This window comes from Curtobacterium sp. MCSS17_015, from assembly GCF_003234265.2.
In the GTDB taxonomy this organism is placed as follows: Bacteria; Actinomycetota; Actinomycetes; order Actinomycetales; family Microbacteriaceae; genus Curtobacterium.
The window spans coordinates 116951-138081 of the sequence record NZ_CP126256.1 but is presented as its reverse complement, the minus strand read 5'-3'; the positions used below and the strand labels follow the sequence as shown (position 1 = coordinate 138081).

Here is a 21131-nt window from a genome sequence, read left to right as displayed (position 1 = left end):
AGGATGCACTCGTGCCCAAGCCTTACCCGCAGGAGTTCCGCGATGACGTTGTCCGTGTCGCTCGGAATCGTGAGCCGGGAGTGACGATCGAGCAGATCGCCGCCGACTTCGGTGTCCACCCGATGACGTTGACGAAGTGGATGCGTCGCGCTGCGGTGGACGACGGGGAACGTCCCGGAACCACGCGTGCAGAGTCCGACGAGGTCCGCGAGCTCCGGCGGCGGAACCGGCTCCTGGAGCAGGAAGTCGAGGTGCTCCGACGGGCGGCGGCGTACCTGTCTCAGGCCAACCTGCCGGGAAAAGGCTCTACCCGCTCGTGAGCGAGCTGGCCGCGGATGGGATTCCCGTCGCGGTGACGTGCCGGGTGTTGCAGCTTGCTCGTCAGCCGTACTACCGGTGGTTGGCGGCCCCCGTCTCGCCAAGCGAACTGGTGCGGGCGTATCGGGCGAATGCGCTGTTCGATGCGCACCGGGACGATCCCGAGTTCGGGTACCGGCTCCTCGTCGACGAGGCCCGCGATGCCGGCGAACCGATGGCGGACCGGACCGCGTGGACGATCGTGTCGGACAACGGCTGGTGGAGCGTGTTCGGGAAAAAGCGTGGCAGAACCGGGAAGAAGCCCGGCCCCGCGGTCCACGACGACTTGTGCACGGTGACCGCTGAGCATGGTCGCGTACGGCACGTGTTCACCGCGGCGGCGCCGAACCGGCTGTGGTTGACCGACATCACCGAGCACACCACCGGTGAGGGAAAGCTCTACCTTTGCGCGGTCAAGGACGCCTACTCGGGGCGGATCGTGGGGTACTCGATCGAGTCCCGGATGAAGTCGAAGCTGGCCGTGACTGCGTTGGAGAACGCGGTCCGGATGCGCGGCGACGTGTCCAGGTGCATCCTGCATTCCGATAGAGGATCGCAATTTCGGAGCCGGAAGCTGCGGCGGGCACTCACCCGCCACGGCATGGTCGGGTCGATGGGCAGAGTTGCGTCCTGTGGCGATAACGCGGCGATGGAGAGCTTCTTCGCGCTCCTGCAGAAGAACGTCCTCAACCGACGCTCCTGGGCGACGCGTGAACAACTGCGAATCGCGATCGTGACCTGGATCGAGCGGACCTACCACCGGCGTCGCCGGCAGGCCCGCCTCGGTCGATTGACGCCCATCGAGTTCGAAACCATCATGAACACCAGCGTCGCCCTCGCGGCGTGACTACAACTGTCACCTATCCGTGCAGCAGACCCCCTCGTAGTCGTAGCAGTCTGAGCAGATCGCATCGCCGAGCTCGGGTCTGCCTCCTCCGTGTCCGGTCCCGCATTCCGGTCGACGACCGTGTCTGCAGGGTTTGGCCCGGGCGCAGGCCGCGCCGTGTACGGCTCCGAACGAAGGAGCGGTCAGTGTGAGGAAGACCATTGGGTGGGCCGCGACTGAGTTGGGAACGCCCTTCATACCGCCGGCTGCGCCAGCCATGATCATGTGCCAGGTGTCGCCCTTGTACTCGTGGCTGCACGAGGCGCAGCGTTGCGCGCGGCGGTTGCCGCAGCGGGTGAAGAGGACGTGATCCGGCTGGTCGGCCGACGAGAACCGGGCACGCTCCTCCCCCGTCTCAGATCCGAAGGTCGTAGATGCTCCGACAAGCCGAACCGGATTCGTGCAGAAGCCCACCCGGGCGGCACCACGCATCCAACGATCGAACTCCGGACTACGGAGACGGCGCGCGACTGACTCAGCGAGGCCCATCAGACACCACCAGTTCGGGGACCGCGCATCCGATTGGGTACACGTACCCAGTCACCTCGTCTGTACGCAACACTGGACGGCAGACGTCGACCGCGGCGTGCTCCTTGCGTCGTTGATTGATCCAGTCGGTGAGCTGCGCGTCAGTGCACGACTGGTTGGCGATGTGCCCGTACCGCTGGACGAGTGAACGGTCTGCAGGATCCGGCGCGAGGTAGATCGCGTGCTCTGCACCGTTCGTCGTGTCCCACGAGATGCGCAGGTTGCACATCGACGGTTTCGCCTCGGCCGGAGCGTGTTCCGCTGCGGCGAGGTGGCGGAGGATCGCACCGCCGGCGACAAGCACCCCAGCGAGGACGATGACCAATGCTGATCGTGCGATGTTCTTCATGAATCCTCCTTCGATTGAGCAGCGCTCCGCGTCCGACGTCGCGGACGGGCGGGCTCACGCGTACTTTGTGTCTCAGGTACGACCACCGGCTTGAAGCGCGGCGCTGCGAAGGCTCGTGCCGTGTGCGTGATCAGGGCATCGTCCGCGTATCCAGCCCGCACCCGCTGCGGTGTCGCGAGCTCGTCGGACAGGACGTAGGCGGTGCCGGGCGCGCCGATCGGGATCTCGTGGCAGAGCGCGCCGGCAGCGACAGAGCCGTCACCGAGCACCATCGACGTTTCGGTCCGGTCGCGGAGACGAAGCCCGATCGTCTGGGTGAAGAGCCCCCGCGCGGGCAGCGTCTCCTTGCGTGGGTCTTGTAGGCACGCGATCACCACGAAGCCGACAGCACGCCCTTGTGACGCCAGCGTTGCGATGCTGGCGTTCGCCCGGCGCTGCAGATCCCGGTCTGATTCGTACGCCGTCAGAGCAGCGAGTTCGTCGATCAGGACGATCACGAGGGGAGCCTCAGTAGAAGCTTCGTGCTGTCGAGTCGTCCCAGCGAGTTCGCGAGCCCGTGCCTGCATCTGAGCGACGGCCTCCTCGAGCATGGTCACCGCGTGCACCGAGTCGTTCGCGAAGCGAGTAAGGAGCGGCTTACCCATCCCGAGCTCCATGCCGCCCTTGAGGTCGACGCCCCACACTTCGACCATCCCGGATCGAACTGCGCCGGCGAGCCCCAAGAGGAGCGCCCAGACGATCGACGCTTTGCCGCTTCCCGAGGCACCAGCAACCAGCGTGTGCGGGCCGAGACGGAGCCTCCAATCGTCGCCCTCTTCAGTCCGGCCCATCGTGACCGCTCGTCCGTCCCACTCATCGCTTGGAGCAAGTACGAACGGCTCGGCAAGAGGGTCGGCGTAGTACAGGCGAAGTTCGAGCTGATCGATCCGCGTCCCGGACAAGGTGGCGCGACGCGACCCGAATGCTGCTGCGATCCGGTCCAGGTGAGCTCCGACGTCCCCAGAAGTGAGACCGCTCGGGAGGTACAGCGGTACAAGGCATACGTCTGCGTCCCAGCTCGGTGATCCGACACCGGCCGCGATGCGCGATCCACTCGGACCATGCGCCTCGAGCCGGAGCGTCTGCGCAAGAGATGGCCAGGCAGCCGCGATGTGCCGGGAGATCGAGCGCTGCTGCGCTCGGTGGAGGGCTTCGTCGATGTTGCCCAACGCCCGCAGACGGCGAAGCACGAAGATCAGTGCCACGAAGCCGTTGAGCCACCACACAAGTGGCAACCAGGTGGTCAAGAGATCCACGAGAGTGAGGACCAAAAGTCCGATCAGCACCCACCGGAAGCGTCGGGCGAAACCCTCGAACTCGTCAGCCCAGTAGCGGGCCTCCTTACGAACGGACCAACCCATCGCTCACCACCCCGTGGCTTCGCGGCGGCCTTCATTTCGCGAGCCCGGAGCGAGTACGCGACGCGTGGTCGGCCGCCGTTCTCCTTCACGTACGGCGTGACCGACAGGCCATCGAAGACGACCGGACGGAACGGCAGGCCTTGAATCTCCGGCGGGGCGACCGGCTCGCTGATACTGATGATCTTGACCGTGACCTCGTTCTGACCCTTGCGCGCGTCAGGGTCGGCGTCGATGACGCGTACCTGCCACATCGGCTGACCGGAGTTCTTGTCGAGGTCCTACCCTTGACGCTGGCCATCATCGGACCACTTCACGACCGGCTCGACCTCGCCCACCATGAACGCGCCCTTCGGGAAGTACGCGTCGAAGCTCACCGGGATTGCTGACTGGATCGCCATGTCTGGCTCCTCTCGATCGTTGCTGTTGGCCAATCTGCACACGTCTGCTAATTCTGTCAACCAATGTTTGTACCCAGCGCAGAAGTTGTCCTTGCTCGCTCCTCGGAGCACGCGACCACGGGCGGTAGCCTGAGAGCTGGAGGCAAGCATGGAATCAGCGATCGAGTGGGGCACCGTCCCACCAGTGCTTCTTGCTGCCATCACCACGCTCGCGAAGAAGGCGAAGAAGGACGCGGAGCACCTTGGCCGGATCCGCTGGCCCGAAGGCCCTGCCGATGTCCAGGACGAGCTCCGGGCCGCCGTCTCGGACGCTCACAAGATCTCGAAGGCCGGAACTGAGCTTCGGGCAGTGCTCTCCGCGTACGCGCACCGTGTCCACGAGCCGCGCCCCGTGATCTCCGACCTGGCACGCGCTCAGGACACCGGGTCGCAGGGCTTCATCCGCCGGTACTCCGACGCCACCCTGGCCGCAGTGCAGCAGCTCGTGTCGGACTCTCCGGACATCGAGACAGTCAGGGCGGGTATCCCGTCGCTCTCCCTCTACGATCTGCGTGACCTCGGCGGGCCCGTCGGTGACGCAGCCCAACGGCTCATTTCAGCGGATGAGGGCGCGCGGGCTGGCCTGTGAGAACTTTCTCTACTCGTTCAAGACCGGCCTCCGGCCGGGCGGGGGTGGTGGCGGCGCGGAGTGCGGTGCGTGCGGTCCTCCCCGCGCCGCCACCTCCCCGCCTCCGCCAAGCAGTTGGTCGAGGTCGAGGTCGAGGTGCATCAAACTTGACAAGATGGACCTGACTTGTTGAGCTCAACACTGAAGAACGGAGGCCCCATGCCGCTAACTACCTTGTCCTGCTTCAGCGGTATCGGAGGCCTAGATCTGGGCTTGGAGGCCGCTGGCTTTGAGCATGTAGGAGCCCTCGAGATTGATGCCGACGCGGTGTCCGCGATGCGCAAGAACCGCCCCGCTTGGAAACAGCTTGAGCCCGGCGACGTCGTCGCCGCAGGTAATGTGCTCGATCCGGCGTCCGTCGGCCTCGAACTCGGTGAGCTGGCCCTCATCGCGGGCGGCCCACCATGCCAGCCGTTTAGCAAGGCCGCGCAATGGTCGGCTCCAAAACGCGGCGTGACCGATGCACGTGGGCAAACTGTTACTGGAATGATGAATCTTGTAGAGCGATTCCTTCCGCGCGCTGTGCTCATGGAAAACGTCTCCGGCTTCCTCGCAGGCCGCAATAATGCAGCACCTATAATCCAGGATCGCTTTGCCGAGATCAATAAGCGGCACGGCACCTCCTATGCTCTCCATTCATGGACGGTCGATGCAGCCGACTACGGCGTCCCTCAACACCGTCAACGAGCGATCGTGATCGCGCTGCGCGATCCTGTCACTCTTCCGATGGAGCTACCGAAGTCCCACGCCTCAGATCATCGCACCGCCTGGGATGCGCTGGGGGACAGCCATCCAGACGATCTCCCCCTCCTGAGCGGCAAGTACGCCGAACTCTTGCCAAGCATTCCGGAGGGTAGCAACTACCAGTATCTGACCGCCCGAGGGGGCGGTGCGGGTGTCGAACTCTTCGGGTACCGAACCAGATACTGGTCCTTTCTACTGAAACTCGCAAAAGATCGGCCAGCGTGGACCCTACCGGCTAGCCCGGGGCCATCAACCGGCCCGTTTCACTGGGACAACAGACATCTCGCTCCCTCCGAACGCCTGCTGCTACAGGGGTTCCCACCGCATTGGCGGCTCACTGAGAATAGTCGAACGAACGTCAGACTGGCAGGTAACGCGACGCCACCACCACTTGCGGAAGCCATGGGTAGATTGATTCGCTCACTGCTCGAAAACCCGCAAAGACCGTTGTCTGAAATTGAAATCACTCCGAGCCTTGCAACGAGAAAGCGGAGTTCCGCGCCACCACCAGTCGCGGCAGTGGCTCCTCTGCCCCCTAAGTGGGTCAACCAGGTCCGATCTAGAGAGGCGCATCCCGGAGCGGGAGCAGGGCCTCGCGGCCATGCGCCAATCGAAGGAGTAACAGCAAGTGCATCGACTTAGCGAGCTAGTACCCGTCCAGAATTTGGACCTCGATCCTCAAAATCCGCGCCTTCCCGAAGATGTACAAGGCAGCACCCAAGCCGAAATCCTCGAATACCTCTGGGAAAATGACGTCCTCGAAGAACTGATCGAATCATATCTATCCAACGGGTATTTCGAGAGTGAACCTCTCATCACGCTCCCGCCGGAAGGATCTCGACGAGTAGTCGTCGAAGGCAACCGTCGCCTTGCCGCACTCATAATTCTGCACCAACTACCCCCAGCTGTGGACGCCGGTATCGAATTCGCGGCAGACGTTCCTGCATCAGCGGCAGAACTTGCTGAGTTGGGCCTGACCGCTCTCCCCGTGGTGGAAGCGGACGGCATTGAGGATGTCGCGTCATTCCTTGGCTTCAGACACATCAGCGGAATGAAGAAGTGGAATGCCGAGGCGAAGGCACGTTGGCTTTTCCAACAAGTCGAGCGGCGCTCGGCTGATCAGTCGAGCCGTGGAGTCTTCTACGACGTCGGCCGACAGGTAGGCAGCAATGCACGTGGGGTGCGCTCCTCATACTTGGCGTATGGTCTTCTACGGTTTGCAAGAGACGAGCTTGGACTTGACGAACGGATCGTTCAGTACGTCTCGCAAGAGCGGTTTGGCGTCTGGCTCCGTCTGCTCGGCACAGCGAACGTCTTGACATACATTGGCCTGTCCGGCCGCGCGACCCTGAACTACGAAGAAGTCCGTGAGCAGATCGACTCCGCCGACGGGGCAAAGCTGCTTGAGGTCCTAACCGACCTAACGCCCACGAAAGAGGCGGGCCGACCGATCCTCGCTGACTCCCGCGATGTCACCGACTACTCCGATGTCCTCGCACATGAGCCTGCTAGATCCGCCCTGCGGGAGTTTGGCTCCTTATCTCTTGCGGTCGACGTCGCACGTCAAGGAGAACTTGGCCCGCGCCTGCAGCAAATGACGCGCACAATTGAGCTTCTGACTCTCGACGTGAAGCGCTACGAGGTTGGGCTCGAAGAGGTACGCTCCGCTGAGGAACTGTCCGCATCTACGCGCGCTCTTGTCGGAGCTATCAAGGCGGCTTTGCCCGAGGAGGACGAGTGACAGGGGGAGCCCTATCAAACCCGGTTCTGATCGAGCCAGATATCGATCGCTACGGCCAAGATGCTCGTGTCAGCGCTTTAGCGGACTTTCTCGAACTTGCTGCCCTCGCTGGTTATAGAATCACTACCGCCGCATTGCAGGACGTTATAGTCGATAACGAATGGGTGCGGCGACCTCTTCGGCGCTACCTTCTTCCAGAAGACGTGGAGGACGACCCAGAGTCTTGGGCAGATGCAGTGTTTTCCATGATCGGCGAGCGAGGTGCGCAACTCGGCGAACTCTATCCTTTTGAGGTTAGACGACGAAGCGTCGCCGTGAAAGACCCCACGTTCACTCGCGAAGACTCTCCATATTTGTCCCTGCTCGCGATCACGACGGTCCATGCCTGCGGGATCGACGCGCCTGTCTCTGCGGAGGCAACCCTCGAGGAAGTCGTGGCGAACACGCTTGCCCACCTTGGGATTTCTGCAGTGAACATCGGCGCGACCGATCGCGGAACCGGATTCGTGAAGGCGCTCCACGATGGAGCAAGAGCTCTCGATCTGTGGGCTATGCAAGATCCGCGCCCAAGGAGCGCTCGCGCGAAGGACGTCGGCGTGGACACTCTTGGCGGGTTTGTCTGGAGGGATCACCGGCAGGCAGGGCACTGGCTGATCATCGGACAAGTGACGGCCGCGCAGAGCCAGCACTGGGCAATGAAGCTCGCGCAGCCGCAACCTGCTAGGTGGGCCACCTACTTACAAGAACTATTGCACCCTCAGGTCTTTTTGGCCGTCCCTCACCACGTGCAGGATGATCATCTCCGGGACCTGATGGAGAGCCGGAGGGGAGTCGTCATCGACCGCCTCAGGATAGTAGCGAACAAGCCAGACAACACAATTGCGGAGCGCTCACTGATTCGAGCAATGCTCGACACTCGTGTAGAGAAACCCTAACCCTGCATCACGCTCGCCCTAACGCCATTCGTGCAATCCTTGCAGCTATGGCACGCATCCGGAGCATCTTCGACGGTAAGCAAACGAGTCGCCCTCACCCCTCAGAGGTCGATGTGGCTGTTCAGGTCGTGTCGCTGAGCGATGGCACTACCCTACTTCAGCTGAGTTCCTTTGGGTCGGACGCACGCGCATCCGGCGCGAAGGTGAGCCAGACGCTGCAGTTCGATCGGGACACGGCGCTTGCCCTAGCGCAGCGCATCCATGGCTGTTTTGGCACCGTCCCGCAGGAACCGAGCGGGCCGGTACAGGGCCGGTAACGTGGGTGTAACCACCGGTCACTAGCCTCCATCAACCAGCACTAGATCCTTGGAATCACGCGGTAAACGAGCACTCGTGAGCATCAACTGTTTCAAGGATTACAACTGAAAATCGAAAGGTCCGCGGATCGACGCCGCGTCCAGCCACGGTGAAGAGCCCCTCACGGAAGTGAGGGGCTCTTCACGTTGCTGGGCGCTGATCGGCGCGGCCGCGGGCGCGTGCAGGCGGTTCGAGCCACTTCCTGCTGTGCGAGCCCGGCCGGGAGGCTCCTCCCGGCCGGGCAGCGCGGCCTACGCCTCGCGGGTCTTCGGGCTGCTGTCGTTCGTCTTCGCCGGGTCACGCTCGACGACACCACCGAGGGCGTCGTCGATGCGGCTCATCAGCTCGGCCGGGATCTGCACCCCGGCAGCGCCGGCGTTGTCGTGCACCTGCTCCGGCCGCGAGGCGCCGATGATCGCCGACGCCACGTTCTCGTTCTGCAGGACCCACGCCACGGCGAGCTGCGCCATCGAGAGGCTCAGTTCGTCGGCGATCGGCTTGAGCTCCTGCACGGCCGACAGGACCTCGTCGTTCATGAAGCGCTCGATCATCTTCGCGCCGCCCTTGTCGTCCGTGGCACGCGAGCCCTCGGGCAGCGGCTGACCGGGCTGGTACTTGCCGGTGAGCACGCCCTGGGCGATCGGCGACCAGACGATCTGCGAGATGCCGAGTTCCTTCGAGGTGGGGACGACCTCCTCCTCGATGACCCGCCAGAGCGCGGAGTACTGCGGCTGGTTCGAGATGAGCTGGAACCCGAGGTCCTTCGCCAGGGCGGCCCCGGCGCGGAGCTGGTCGGCCGTCCACTCGGAGACACCGACGTACAGGACCTTGCCCTGACGGACGATGTCGGCGAACGCCTGCATCGTCTCCTCGAGCGGGGTCTCGTGGTCGTAGCGGTGCGCCTGGTACAGGTCGACGTAGTCGGTCTGCAGGCGGCCGAGGGAGCCGTCGATCGATTCGAGGATGTGCTTGCGCGACAGCCCGGTGTCGTTGTGCCCCTTGGGACCGGTCGGCCCGAAGACCTTCGTGGCGATCTCGAGCGACTGGCGGCGCTCGCCCTTCAGCGCTTCACCGAGGACGGTCTCGGCGCCGGTGTTCGCGTAGACGTCCGCGGTGTCGAACGTCGAGATGCCGACCTCGAGGGCGGCCTTGACGCAGGCGATCGCCGCGTCGTTCTCGACCTGGGAGGCGTGGGTGAGCCAGTTGCCGTACGTGATCTCGGAGACCTTGAGGCCCGAGTTGCCGAGGTAGCGGTACTCCATGTGCTGTCACTCCTGTCGTGGCCGCGTCGGTGCGGCACCGCCCGTGACGGTACGCGGCGTCGACGGTGCAGGATCGCAAGGGACGCGGTGTGCGGATGCACCGCCGGGAGCAAGGGAGCATCCATGTCCGGACCGAGTGTGCTGTTCATCGGCGGGAGCGGCGTCATCAGCGCCGCCTGCGTCCGCGAGGCGGTGGACCAGGGCTTCGACGTCAGCGTGCTCAACCGGGGTACGACGGAGAAGCGGGCGCTGCCGGACGCGGTGACGCGCCTCCAGGCCGACGTGTCGGACCGCGACGCCGTCGCGGCGGCGCTCGGCGATCGCACCTTCGACGTGGTCGCGGACTTCGTGGCGTTCACGCCCGACCAGGTGCAGGCCGACATCGACCTGTTCGCCGGGAAGACCCGGCAGTACGTGTTCATCAGCTCGGCCTCGGCGTACCAGACCCCGCCGACGCACCTGCCGGTGACGGAGTCGACGCCGCTGAAGAACCCGTACTGGCAGTACTCGCGGGACAAGATCGCGTGCGAGGACCTGCTCGTCGCGGCCTACCGGCAGGACGACTTCCCGATGACGATCATCCGGCCGTCGCACACCTACGACGAGACGTTGCTGCCGTTCGACGGCGGGTGGACGGTCGTCGACCGCATGCGTCGGGGCAAGCCGGTCATCGTGCCGGGCGACGGGACCTCGCTGTGGACGTTGACGCACGTGCGGGACTTCGCGGTCGCGTTCGTCGGGGTGCTCGACCGGGCCGAGGCGATCGGCGAGGCGTTCCACATCACCGGCCAGGAGTCGCCGACGTGGGACCGCATCCACCAGGAGGTCGCGGCCGCGGCGGGAGCGCCCGAGCCGACGATCGTGCACGTCCCCTCGGACGCGATCATGGCCGCCGACGCCGAGTGGGGCGCCGGGGTCGTCGGCGACAAGGCGAACAGCATGGTCTTCGACAACAGCAAGGTGCGGACGCTCGTGCCGGGCTGGGCGGCGCGGACGACGTTCCGTGAGGGTGCCCGCGAACTGGTCGCCTGGTACGACGCCCACCCGGAGGCGCAGGTCGTCTACGAGGAGAAGGACGCACTCATGGACCGGCTGGCCGAGGCGTACGCGCCAGGTCGCGTCTAGCGAGCGCCGACGACCGGGAGGCGCGGGGCGGGGCCGGTCCTGCACCTCCCGGCGCTGCCGGGCGCCGCGGGTCAGGCGCCGCGCGAAGGGCGGGCGCGGAGGACCGCGCCGAGGGCCTGCATCGCGGTGGCGATCTCGTCGTCGGTGACGACGAGCGGCGGGGCGAAGCGGATCGTCGACCCGTGCGTGTCCTTCACGAGGACACCGCGGGCCGCGAGGTCCTTCGCGACCTCCTTGCCGGTGCCGAGCGCGGGATCGATGTCGATCCCGGCCCAGAGTCCGGCGACGCGGTGCGCGACGACACCCTCGTCCATGAGCTCGTCGAGGAACCCGCGGAGGACGGGTTCCCCGTCGAGCGCCCGCTGCTGGAACGTGCCCTCGGCGAGCATCGCGACGACCTCGGTGCCGACGGCCGCCGCGAGCGGGTTGCCGCCGAAGGTCGAGCCGTGCTCGCCAGGGCGCAGGACCCCGAGCACGTCGGCGCGACCGACCACGGCGGACACGGGCACGATCCCGCCGCCGAGCGCCTTGCCGAGCGTGACGAGGTCCGGTGTCACGCCGACCCGCTGCACGGCGAGGGTGTGGCCGGTTCGTCCGAGGCCGGACTGGATCTCGTCGGCGATGAACAGCGCACCGAACTCGTCGCAGACCTGCCGGACCGCGGGCAGGTAGTCCGCGGGCGGGATGACCACGCCACCCTCGCCCTGGATCGGCTCGAGCAGCACGGCGACGACGGTCTCGTCCATCGCCTCCCGCAGCGCCTCGGCGTCGCCGTACCGGACGGTCCGGAACCCGGGCGTGTACGGACCGAAGTCGTCCCGCGCCGAGGGGTCGTCGGAGAACGAGATGATCGTCGTCGTGCGGCCGTGGAAGTTCCCGCTCGCGACGATGACCGTGGCCCGCCCCTGCGGGACGCCCTTGACGCGGTGACCCCAGGCTCCGGCCACCTTGATCGCGGACTCGACCGCCTCGGCGCCGGTGTTCATCGGCAGCATCATCTCCGTGCCGGTGAGCGCGGTGAGCCCCTCGGCGAACGGCCCGAGCCGGTCGGTGACGAACGCCCGGCTGGTCAGGGTCACCCGGTCGAGCTGGTCGCGGGCAGCGGTGAGGAGGCGCGGGTTGCCGTGGCCGAAGTTCACCGCCGAGTAGGCGGCGAGTCCGTCCAGGTAGGTACGGCCGTCGACGTCGGTGACGGTCGCACCCTGCCCGGACGCGATGACGACCGGCAGCGGGCTGTAGTTGTGGGCGAGGGTGCGGTCCTCCACGGCGAGCGCGGCGGACGTGTTCGCCCCGAGCGCGCCGGCCATCAGGACCGCGCCACCGAGGTGCCGGTGCCGATCGGGTGCAGGTCGAGCGTGCAGCACTTCACGCCGCCGCCGCCGAGGAGGAGCTCCGACAGGTCGACGCCGATCGGGTTGTAGCCCTTCTCGCGGAGCTGCGACGCGAACGTGGTGGCACGGGAGGCGATCACGACGTTGTACCCGTCGGAGTACGAGTTGAGGCCGAGGATCGCGGCGTCCTCCTCCGTCGCGATGATGGCGTCGGGGAAGCGCTCGCGCAGGATCGCGAGGGACGGCTCGTCGAAGGCGCTCTCGAGGTAGGCGATGTTCGACCTGCCCTCGGCGTCGGGCACCGGGTCGAGCGCCGCGATGGCGGTGTCGAGGTGGTAGAAGCTCGGGTTGATGAGCGTGAGGGTGACGACCTCGCGGCCGTACACCCGGGCGAGCTCCTCGTGCGAGGTGCTGTCCGAGCGGAACCCGGTTCCGGCGTAGATGGTGTCGCCGATGAGCAGGAAGTCGCCCTCGCCCTCGTTCGTCTCCTCCGGCTCGGCCACGGTCAGGCCGGCCTGGCGGAACCAGTCCATGTACGCCGGACCCTCGGGCTGACGCTCCGGGTACTGGAACTTCGCGCCGTACGCGATGCCGTCGAGCACGAAGCCGCCGTTGGCCGCGTAGACCATGTCCGGCAGGCCCTCGAGCGGGTCGATCTGGTGGATCTCGAAGCCGAGCTGCTCGTAGACGTCGACCAGGGACTGCCACTGCTCGACGGCCTTCGAGGTGTCGGTCGGCTCCTCCGGGTGCATCCAGGGGTTGATCCGGTAGCTGACCGTGTAGTGGGTCGGCTTGCACATCAGGACGGTGCGGTGCGTGGCCGTGCGCTGCAGCGGGGCGGTGGGCTGGGGTGCGGTGTTCGACACGAGGTCCTCCAGGACCGGGGCCCGAGCCTGCCAGGAACCACCACGGTGAGAGCTCCGACGAGACGCAGGCTCACTCGCCGGAGGCGGACCAGGTCGACGCCTGCTCTGAGTCTGGCACAGGAGGCCTCCAGCGCGACACCGCTCGGGCGCACGTTTCGTGCGTCCGAGCACATCTGCTCGCAAGGAGCCCGCGTAGGATCGGCACAATGGATTCGCTCGACCACCGCATCCTCGACCAGCTCCGGGAGAACGCCCGCGCCGGCTACGGCGACATCGGCTCGGTCGTCGGGCTCTCCGCCTCCGCCGTCAAGCGCCGCGTCGACCGGCTCGTCGCCGACGGCGTCATCCAGGGCTTCACCATCAAGGTCGACCCCGCGGTCGACGACCGCGGCACCGAGGCCTGGGTCGAGCTGTACTGCCGCGGCACGGTCTCCCCCGACGAGCTCCGCACGCTGCTCGACGCCGTCCCCGAGGTGGTCGACGCCGGCACCGTCACGGGCAGCGCCGACGCCGTCGTGCACATGCGCTCGCGGGACCTGCCGGCGCTCGAGGAGGCCCTCGACCGCGTCCGCCTCGCGCCCCAGGTCGACCACACCCGCTCGGCGATCGTGCTCTCGAAGCTCGTCAGCCGCAGCTCCGACTGACCGCCCCCTCGCGTTCCGCGGGGAGGGTAGGTTCGCGTCCATGGAACGGAAGACGGCAGCCGGGAGGTGCGGCGGGCCTGTCGGGTCGGCCACCGCCCGGCGGATGGTCACCGCCGCGACCGTCGCCTACGTCGTCAACTGCCTGTGGGGCACGGCCGTCGCCGTGCGCGTGATCCGAACGCGCAAGCTGCGGGTCGTCCACCACGGCCTGTTCGTCACCACCGCCGTCCTCACCGGTGCCGCCGCGACCACCCCGCTGTGGACGCGCTCACGGTCGGCCCTGTTCCTGCTGCCGGCCCTCGTCCCCCTGGCGCTCGCTCCACGCACGAACCCCCGCGGCGGAGCACACTGGAGAGTCGCGGTCGCCGCGGCACCGTCCTACCTGGGGGCGGTCCTCGCGCGGCGCTGACCGCTGCCGTCGACGCGGAAGGACACCAGTGGAACTCATCGAGGCGATCCGGAGACGGCGCACCACGAACGGCGCCTTCCTGCCGGACCCGGTGTCCGAGGAGCACCAGCGGCTGCTGGTCGAGCTTGCGGGCCGGGCGCCGTCGCAGCTCAACAGCCAGCCGTGGCGGTTCGTCCTGGTCGAGGAGCGCGAGACGATCGACCGGATCGCGGACATCAGCGGCAGCACCATGACGACGACGATGTCCGAGGGCACGTTCTTCGAGCGCTACAAGCCGTACTTCCGGTTCTCGCAGGCCGAGATGGACGAGCGCCGCTCCGGGATGCTGTTCGACAAGCTGCCCGCGCCGCTGCGCCCGTTCACGAACCAGGTGTTCACCAAGCGCGGCCAGTTCCTCATGAACGCGCTGCGGGTGCCGCAGACGCTCGGTGAGGAGAACCGGAAGCTCGTCGCAGGCTCCCCCCTGCTGCTCGGCGTGATGCTCGACCGGGACGAGTACCGGAAGGAGGCCCGCAACGCCTTCTACTCGGTGTTCAGCATGGGAGCCGCCATGGAGAACATCTGGCTCGCCACCACCGAGCTCGGCCTCGGCATCCAGTTCGTGTCGTTCCCGATGGAGATCGAGGAGTCGTGGAACGAGGTCGAACGGCTGCTCGAGGTGCCGCCGGAACTCGAGCTGATGGCCGTGTACCGGATCGGGTACACCCCGCCGGAGCGCCGACGCCCCGCGATCGACTGGGTGTCGAACGAGCGGAAGCGGCCCTCGCAGTACGTCTTCCGTGGCACGTGCGCGACGCCGCAGCAGGGCTGGGACGACGTCTCGGCGGTCGGGCACATCGAACCCGGGGCGACGGACGGGACCGCCCGGTGACGGCGACCGTGCCAGCGGGTGGCGATCCGGTCCTCCCGGGTCCGCCGCTCGACCAGGTCTCGTCGACCGCGCCCGCGCTGCCGGGGCGGCCCTGGATCGAGCAGGCCTGGCGGGACGTCGTCTTCGTGCACTGGCGGGTCGACGTGTCCGCCGTCGCGCCGCTGCTCCCCGCCGGGACCCGACCGGACACCATGGCTCCCGACGGCTCCGACGACGGGGTGACCACGTGGGTGGGGCTCATCGCGTTCAGCTTCGAGGACACCCGCTTCCCGCCGTTCGGGCCCCTCGGCCGGACCGGCGGTGTCGGGGACTTCCTCGAGGTGAACGTGCGGGTCTACACGCGTGACGACACGGGGCGCCGAGGGGTGGTCTTCCTGTCACTGGACGCCGGCAAGGCCCTGCCCGCCGTGGCGGCCCGGGTCGTCACGGGGACGCCGTACCACTGGGCGCGGGTGGCCCGACGGCGGGACGGCGACCGACTGGCCTACGCGGTCCGTCGGCACGGGACCCACCTGCGTTCGGTGCTGGCGGTCGAGGTCGGCGCACCGATCGCCGAGCCGACGCCGGTCGAGTCGTTCCTCACCGCACGGTGGGGCATGCACGTCGGGCGGGCGGGCCGGACCTCGTGGTGGCCGAACGAGCACGACGCCTGGGTGGTGCACCGGGCGTCGCTCACCCGGCTGCGCGACGACCTCGTCGGCGCCGCGGGCCTCCCCCTCGGGCTGACCGAGCTCGAGCCGGACTCGGTGCTGTACGCCCCCGGCGTGGTGACGCGCTTCGCCGGTCCGCGCGCCTGACCCGCTGACGCGGTGGGGGCCGTCGCCGGCGCCGCGTGCCGAGGCGCGGGCCGGCTGTCGCCGCGCTGTGCGGGGGGCAGCGGCTGACCGCGCGCTCGGAGGGCCGGGTAGAAGGGAGGCATGACACGAGTGGCTGTGGTGACCGGTGGATCGGCTGGACTGGGACGGGCCACGGTCCGGGAGCTCGCGGCGCGCGGCTGGGACGTCGCCGTCCTCGCCCGCGGCGCGGAGGGCGTGCACGCCGCCGTCGCCGAGGTCGAAGCGGCCGGACGCCGCGGCCTCGCCCTCGTCGCCGACGTGTCGGACCGCCAGGCCGTCGAGGACGCCGCGGACCGCGTCGAGGCCGAGCTCGGCCCGATCGACCTGTGGGTGAACGGCGTGATGGTCGGGGTGTTCGGGAAGTTCCTCGACACCGCACCGGAGGACTTCGAGCGTGCCCTGGACGTCACCTACCTCGGCTTCGTGAACGGCACCCGTGCCGCCCTGCGGCGGATGGTCCCCCGCGACCGCGGCCACGTCATCCAGGTCGGCTCGGCCCTCGGATCGCGGGGCATCCCGCTGCAGGCTGCGTACTGCGGCGCGAAGCACGCGATCGTCGGGTTCACCGAGTCCGTCGTCTCCGAGCTCATCGAGCAGGGCAGCCGGGTGCAGGTCAGCCGGGTCGACATGCCCGCCCTCAACACCATCCAGTTCGGCTGGGTGAAGTCGACGCTCCCCCACCACGCGCAGCCGGTCGCCCCGATCTACCAGCCGGAGGTCGGCGCCCGCGCCATCGCCGTCACCGCCGAACACCCTCGTCGTCGCACCTGGGTGGGCGAGTCGACGGTCTACACGATCCTCGCCAACCGGATCAGCGGCCGCTTCGCGGACTGGTACGCGGCGAAGACGCTCGTCAGCGGGCAACAGGTCCCGGACAAGGACGGCGAGGAGATCGGGATGAACCTGTACGAGCCGGTCCCCGGCGACCACGGCGCGCACGGTGTGTTCGACGAACAGTCCCACGAGTGGTCACCACAGACGTGGTGGGTCGAGAACCGCCGACTCGGCAACGGGATCCTCGGCGCAGCGCTCGGCGTCGCCGGGCTGGCCGTCGCTGCCGCGGCCGGACGTCGCCGATGAGCGGCGCACGGCAGGACCGGGTCCGGGTCGTCGAGCTGCTCCGTGTCGGCATCGGCGTCGTGCACCTGCTCGGGTCCCGTCGCGCCCTCGGCCGCCCGGCGGTCCTCGGTCGCGTCCTCGGGGTCCGGCAGCTCACGCAGGCCGGCCTCCTGCTCCGGGCGGGGTCACCCGACGCGCACACCGTCAGCGCACTGGTCGACGCCACGCACGGCGCGACGATGGTGCCGCTGGCACTCCTCGACCGGCAGTCCCGCCGCTTCGCCGTCCGCCAGCTCTGGATCGCGGCACTGCTCACCGTGCTCGAGATCGCGCTCGTGGGCCGCGGCCGGGAACGCTGAGCCCCACGCACACGAGGACGCCCCCGCGGATCTGACGGTCGGCGGGGGCGTCCGGCAGCGTGCCGCTACTCGACCTCGGATGCGGGGTCATCGGCCTCGACACCGGTCTCGTCGAGACGGTCGCGGAGGTGGTCGGCCATGACACCGGCACCCTCGTCACCGTGGTCGTGCTGGACCTGCTCCACGAGTCCGTGCAGCTTGTCCTCGTTCGTCGCGTCGGTCGCACCGTCCATGATCGGCTCGGTCTGGACCCCGTTGTCACGCTCTCCTGCAGTCATGGTCCGAACGTTACGCCGGGTGCGCGTCCGCCTCACGGGCACGGCCCAGGTCTGCGCTGACCGGACGGGGCGCGACGGGAGGCGTGCCGGGGCGTGCGGACGGGAGGCCCGGGGCACGCAGGCCGCACACCGGACGCGGGCAGGGCCTCCTGACCGGTGCACCACGTGCACTCAGAGACGCAGCCGCGTGAACTCCGGGTCGAGGTCGCCGTGCCGGTGCGCCGTGACGGAGACCGTCTGCTCGCGGAGGAAGTGCGCCATCTCGACGACGCCGGCCTCGACCACCGGCGCGTCGTGGATCGCCGTGTCGATGCCGGCACCGAGCGCCTCCTCGAGCGCGAGGGGGTCCCCGCCCAGCAACCGGATCCGCGAGCCCGGGCCGGCGAACGCGGTGTGCGGCCGCGGCTCGAAGCCCTGCGACAGCACGATGTCGATGGCGTCCTGCGGTTCGTCCGAGCCGCCCGACCAGTCCTCGCGGAGGAGGGCGCCGGACGCTGCCCGGGCCAGGAACTCCTCGTCCGTCTCGACCAGGTGGTCGACCACGTCGAGGGGTGCGCGACGCCCGGCGAGCAGCTGGGTGAGCGGGCCCGGGAGCGCGCGGGCCGTGCTGAGCAGGACGTGCGCCCGGGCGGCGGTCGCAGCGGCCAGCACCCGGACCAGGTCCCCGGTGCCGACGTCCTCCGACTGCCGGACGACCACGGACTGCGGCCGGTACCGGAGCACGTTCCGTTCGACGCGGAGGTCGGCGGTGTCGCGGGACCTGCCGAACCGGGTCTCGCGTGCCGCGGCGTCGCTCGTGGCACCGGCGCGGACCTGGTCGAACTCCTCGAAGGACAGACCGCTCCGGGACGCCTCGATGAGGGCGGTCACGCGCGGCGGCAGCCCCTGCAGCTGGATGCTCTTGTGGACCGTGCGGGGCACGGGCGCCCAGTGGCCGAGCACGGCGACGGACTCCGGGCCACCGCGCTTCGCGCCGGCACCGACCGCGGCCCGTCCCCGGCCGCCGGAGGGCTGACGTCCGACGACCAGGTCCGTCGTCGGACGGTTCACGACGAGGGTGCCGGCGGTGACGCGGTCGGTCCACGCGGCGACCTCGTCGACGTCGAGCGTGTGCAGGGCCTCCACCAGGCCGTGCTCGCCGCCGTTCTGGATCGCGATCGCCTGGTCGAGCGTCTCGACGTGCACGACCCCGAGCACGGGGACGGCCGCGGCGGTCTGCGCGAAGGCGCTGCCGGGGCGGACCCCGACGCGGACGCCGGGCGACCAGAGCCGACCGGACTCGTCGAGGACGGTCGGCTCGACCAGCCAGGACTCCCCCGGGGCGAGCTCGGTCAGCGCGGCCCGGGCGATGCCGGTCGGTTCGACGACGAGCGGACCGACCTGCGCGGCGGGGTCCGTCGGCCAGGCGACCCGGAGGGCACGGGTGGCGTCGGCGAGCTGGCGGCGGAAGCGGTCGTCCTCGCCGACGGAACCGACCAGCACGACGAGCGAGACCGCCTCGCTCGCCTGCCCGGACCGGGTGAACGCCGAGGTGACGACGTCACGGACCGCCTGGTCGAGGTCGGCGGCCGGGGTCACCACCGCCGCGTTGACGGCACCGGTGTCGGCGATGAGCGGCAGACCCGCCCGCCACCACCGGAAGGACCGTGCGGTGTCCGGGGACCCGGTGAGCAGCACCCGGTCCACCGCGGGGTGGGCGACGAGGTCGCGACCGAGCTCGCTGACGTCGAGGTCGACGAGCTGCAGGAGCGAGTGCGGGACCCCGGCGTCCCAGAGCACGTCGGCGAGCACCGCACCGGACCGTCTGGCCAGGGGGGACGGCTTCAGCACGACCCCGCTGCCCGCGGCGAGCGCCGAGAGCACGCCGTCGGCCGGGGTCGCGACCGGGGAGTTCCACGGCGACACGACCACGGTCAGGCGTGGCGGCACGAAGACGGCGCCGGGGACGTCGGTGAGGTGCCGGGCACGGTCGGCAGCGTGGTGGGCCGCGTCGATCGCACCGCTGACCTGCCGGTCGGCCTCGGTGAGGGTCATCGCGGTCTCGGCGACCACCACCTCGACGAGGTCGGCGCGTCGGACCTCGAGTTCGTGGGCGACGAGGTCGAGCAGTTCGGCGCGGTCCTGCGGGTCCTGCCGGCCCCAGTTGACGCCCGCCTGGGCCGTGCGGGCGATGGTGCGCTCGAGTCGCGGGCGGTCGGTGACCCGAGCGCCGCGGATGGTCGCGGTGCCGAGCTGCGACCGCGGCACCCGGCGGAGCAGGTCCGCCGCCCACTCCCGGTTCGCGGAGACGGTGGGGTCGGTGTCCGCGGCCGGTGGGTGCACCGCGGTGATCGCGGGGGCGCCGAGGGGCACCCGGCGGTCCTGCGTGCGGAGGGTCGACGGCGCCGGGTCGTCGAGCGCGGCGACGGCGGCGACGGCGCGCTCGCGCTCCCGTTCGGCCACGGCGTCGTCGGTGCCGATCGAGAACGCCGTCGAGGTCGCGCTCTCGCGCAGCCGTCGGGCGAGGTACGGGATCGCGGCGTCGAACGCGTCGGGCTGCACGACCGGGGTGGCGAGGGTGAGCGTCCCGACGTCGGCGCGGACCGCGTCGGCGGCGGTGCCGGTCATCCCGAGGAGCATCTCGACCTCGAGCGCGTCGGTCACGCCGCGACGCTCGGCGAGCACGCGGGCGACGGCGATCGCGAAGAGGTCCTGGCCGGCGAGCGCGACCCGGACCGCGTCCGTGTGCTCGGGCGCCAGCGCGGCGTCGAGCAGCCGGAGGAGCGCGGTGTCGGTCGCCTGGCGGGTGGCGTACGTCGCCAGGGGGCGGTCGTGCACGAGCGCGTCGGCGAGCTCGGTGGCACCGTGCGCTCCCTTGACGAGCCGGACCCGGATCGGTGCGCCACCGCGGAAGCGTCGCGCCGTCGCCCACTCGGTCAGCGAGGCGAGCGCCCCGACGCTGTCCGGGAGCGCGGCCGGCAGGGTGATCCCGGCGGTGAGGTGCGCGAACTCGTCGAGGTCGAGCAGGGTCCGGAAGACGGCTGCGGTCAGGTCGAGCTCGCGCGGGTCGCCGGTCTGCAGCGTGATCGTGCTGCCCCCGGCGACGGCGGCGCGGAACACCGGGACGAGCCGCTCGACCGCCTGCTCGGTCGCAGCCCCGAGCGCCCACGGCGAGGACGGCGGCAGGACCTCGGACACCGCGAAGGACACGGCTGGGACGTCCGGCCGGCCGAGCAGGTCGGTGATCCACCGGAGCCGCCGGGCGCTCTCGTCCGGACCGAGCACGGCGGGACCGAGGGGGACGACGTCGAGCCGGGTGCCACGACCGGCGACCTTGGCGAGCGCCGGTCCGAGCCGGGCGGCAGGGGCGTCGACGACGAGGTGTCCGGCGAGCCGTCGCAGCACCCGGCGTGCGGACGGGATGACGGCCCACGGCGCCATGGTCGCGAACCCGCCGCCGACCGTCACCGCGCCGCGCAGGTACCAGGCGAGGAAGTCCGGCACGTCGCGACTGGCCTTCTCGAGGTTGCGCGCCGCGACGCGGGGGTCGTCGGGGCGGATCACCTTGTCGACGAAGCCGCGCGCGAAGTCGAGTCCGCGCTCGTCGCGCAGGACCTCGGCCAGCCGGACGGCGCCGGGGTCGGGCTTCACGCCGCGGGACGCGTCCAGCCACCGCCGGACGAGGGCGAGCGCGTCGTCGGAGCAGTCCTGGAGGCGGGCGCGCGGCATGACCCGATCGTATGCCGCTCC

General features: G+C 69.1%; 21 protein-coding genes. 12 read left to right on the top strand and 9 right to left on the bottom strand.

The window, feature by feature from the left end:
* Positions 1-11: 11 nt before the first annotated feature.
* Positions 12-1204 (top strand): IS3 family transposase gene (locus DEJ18_RS00600; RefSeq protein WP_111209757.1). Its coding sequence is split into 2 segments (ribosomal slippage): positions 12-296 and positions 299-1204, totalling 1191 coding nucleotides; the frame shifts between segments, so codons are not numbered across the junction.
* 9 nt (positions 1205-1213) lie between these two features.
* Here the strand turns inward: DEJ18_RS00600 and DEJ18_RS15935 are convergent.
* From DEJ18_RS15935 to DEJ18_RS00585, 4 genes are all read right to left on the bottom strand, one after another.
* A complete protein-coding gene (locus DEJ18_RS15935; protein ID WP_502866250.1) occupies positions 1214-1675 on the bottom strand; it encodes a replication initiator in 462 nt (153 codons plus the stop codon).
* A gap of 43 nt (positions 1676-1718) precedes the next feature.
* Entirely contained in the window at positions 1719-2120 is a 402-nt protein-coding gene (locus DEJ18_RS00595) for a hypothetical protein (protein WP_111209758.1), read from the bottom strand.
* A complete protein-coding gene (locus DEJ18_RS00590; RefSeq protein ID WP_284178003.1) occupies positions 2117-2950 on the bottom strand; it encodes an FtsK/SpoIIIE domain-containing protein in 834 nt (277 codons plus the stop codon). The genes DEJ18_RS00595 and DEJ18_RS00590 overlap by 4 nt, the downstream gene beginning before the upstream one ends.
* Positions 2951-3438: 488 nt before the next feature.
* Positions 3439-3771: a hypothetical protein gene (locus tag DEJ18_RS00585; protein ID WP_220034292.1), complete on the bottom strand. Its 333-nt coding sequence runs from the start codon at positions 3769-3771 to the stop codon at positions 3439-3441.
* 295 nt (positions 3772-4066) lie between these two features.
* Between DEJ18_RS00585 and DEJ18_RS00580 the strand changes: the two genes are divergently transcribed.
* From DEJ18_RS00580 to DEJ18_RS00565, 4 genes are all read left to right on the top strand, one after another.
* Entirely contained in the window at positions 4067-4546 is a 480-nt protein-coding gene (locus tag DEJ18_RS00580) for a hypothetical protein (protein WP_146241487.1), read from the top strand.
* A 198-nt stretch (positions 4547-4744) separates the two neighbouring features.
* Entirely contained in the window at positions 4745-5971 is a 1227-nt protein-coding gene (locus tag DEJ18_RS15930; protein ID WP_111209761.1) for a DNA cytosine methyltransferase, read from the top strand.
* Between the two features lie 22 nt (positions 5972-5993).
* On the top strand, positions 5994-7070 hold the full coding sequence (locus DEJ18_RS00570; RefSeq protein ID WP_220034293.1) for a hypothetical protein: 1077 nt from the start codon (positions 5994-5996) through the stop codon (positions 7068-7070).
* Complete coding sequence (locus DEJ18_RS00565; protein WP_146241489.1) at positions 7067-8005, top strand: hypothetical protein; 939 nt, start codon at positions 7067-7069, stop codon at positions 8003-8005. The genes DEJ18_RS00570 and DEJ18_RS00565 overlap by 4 nt, the downstream gene beginning before the upstream one ends.
* A gap of 608 nt (positions 8006-8613) precedes the next feature.
* On the opposite strand, the gene DEJ18_RS00560 is transcribed toward DEJ18_RS00565, so the two are convergent.
* Positions 8614-9624: an aldo/keto reductase family protein gene (locus DEJ18_RS00560; protein ID WP_111209764.1), complete on the bottom strand. Its 1011-nt coding sequence runs from the start codon at positions 9622-9624 to the stop codon at positions 8614-8616.
* A gap of 123 nt (positions 9625-9747) precedes the next feature.
* Here DEJ18_RS00560 and DEJ18_RS00555 point away from each other — a divergent pair, with 123 nt between their 5' ends.
* Positions 9748-10749 carry an SDR family oxidoreductase gene (locus tag DEJ18_RS00555; RefSeq protein WP_111209765.1) on the top strand — a complete coding sequence of 334 codons (1002 nt, stop codon included), beginning with the start codon at positions 9748-9750 and terminating at the stop codon, positions 10747-10749.
* A 71-nt stretch (positions 10750-10820) separates the two neighbouring features.
* Here the strand turns inward: DEJ18_RS00555 and rocD are convergent, their stop codons facing one another.
* Positions 10821-12056, bottom strand: a complete 1236-nt coding sequence (rocD, locus tag DEJ18_RS00550) for an ornithine--oxo-acid transaminase (protein WP_111209766.1) — start codon at positions 12054-12056, stop codon at positions 10821-10823.
* The gene (gene ddaH, locus DEJ18_RS00545) at positions 12056-12946 is read right to left on the bottom strand and encodes a dimethylargininase (protein ID WP_220034294.1); all 891 of its coding nucleotides are present in this window, start codon (positions 12944-12946) and stop codon (positions 12056-12058) included. The genes rocD and ddaH overlap by 1 nt, the downstream gene beginning before the upstream one ends.
* 206 nt (positions 12947-13152) lie before the next feature.
* Here ddaH and DEJ18_RS00540 point away from each other — a divergent pair, with 206 nt between their 5' ends.
* From DEJ18_RS00540 to DEJ18_RS00515, 6 genes are all read left to right on the top strand, one after another.
* Positions 13153-13590, top strand: coding sequence for an Lrp/AsnC family transcriptional regulator (locus DEJ18_RS00540; protein ID WP_111082657.1), 438 nt, complete (start codon positions 13153-13155; stop codon positions 13588-13590).
* A 40-nt stretch (positions 13591-13630) separates the two neighbouring features.
* Positions 13631-13999, top strand: coding sequence for a hypothetical protein (locus tag DEJ18_RS00535; RefSeq protein ID WP_146241490.1), 369 nt, complete (start codon positions 13631-13633; stop codon positions 13997-13999).
* 28 nt (positions 14000-14027) lie between these two features.
* Positions 14028-14870 carry a nitroreductase family protein gene (locus DEJ18_RS00530; protein ID WP_111209767.1) on the top strand — a complete coding sequence of 281 codons (843 nt, stop codon included), beginning with the start codon at positions 14028-14030 and terminating at the stop codon, positions 14868-14870.
* Entirely contained in the window at positions 14867-15667 is an 801-nt protein-coding gene (locus DEJ18_RS00525) for a YqjF family protein (protein WP_258376853.1), read from the top strand. Before DEJ18_RS00530 ends, DEJ18_RS00525 begins: the two co-directional genes overlap by 4 nt.
* Before the next feature lie 120 nt (positions 15668-15787).
* Entirely contained in the window at positions 15788-16786 is a 999-nt protein-coding gene (locus DEJ18_RS00520) for an SDR family oxidoreductase (protein ID WP_111209768.1), read from the top strand.
* Positions 16783-17124, top strand: a complete 342-nt coding sequence (locus tag DEJ18_RS00515; RefSeq protein WP_111209769.1) for a hypothetical protein — start codon at positions 16783-16785, stop codon at positions 17122-17124. The genes DEJ18_RS00520 and DEJ18_RS00515 overlap by 4 nt, the downstream gene beginning before the upstream one ends.
* 65 nt (positions 17125-17189) lie before the next feature.
* Here the strand turns inward: DEJ18_RS00515 and DEJ18_RS00510 are convergent, their stop codons facing one another.
* Positions 17190-17402, bottom strand: coding sequence for a hypothetical protein (locus tag DEJ18_RS00510; RefSeq protein WP_111082662.1), 213 nt, complete (start codon positions 17400-17402; stop codon positions 17190-17192).
* A gap of 171 nt (positions 17403-17573) precedes the next feature.
* Positions 17574-21110 (bottom strand): proline dehydrogenase family protein, encoded by a 3537-nt coding sequence (locus tag DEJ18_RS00505; protein ID WP_111209770.1) that lies wholly within the window; start codon positions 21108-21110, stop codon positions 17574-17576.
* Between the last annotated feature and the right edge of the window lie 21 nt (positions 21111-21131).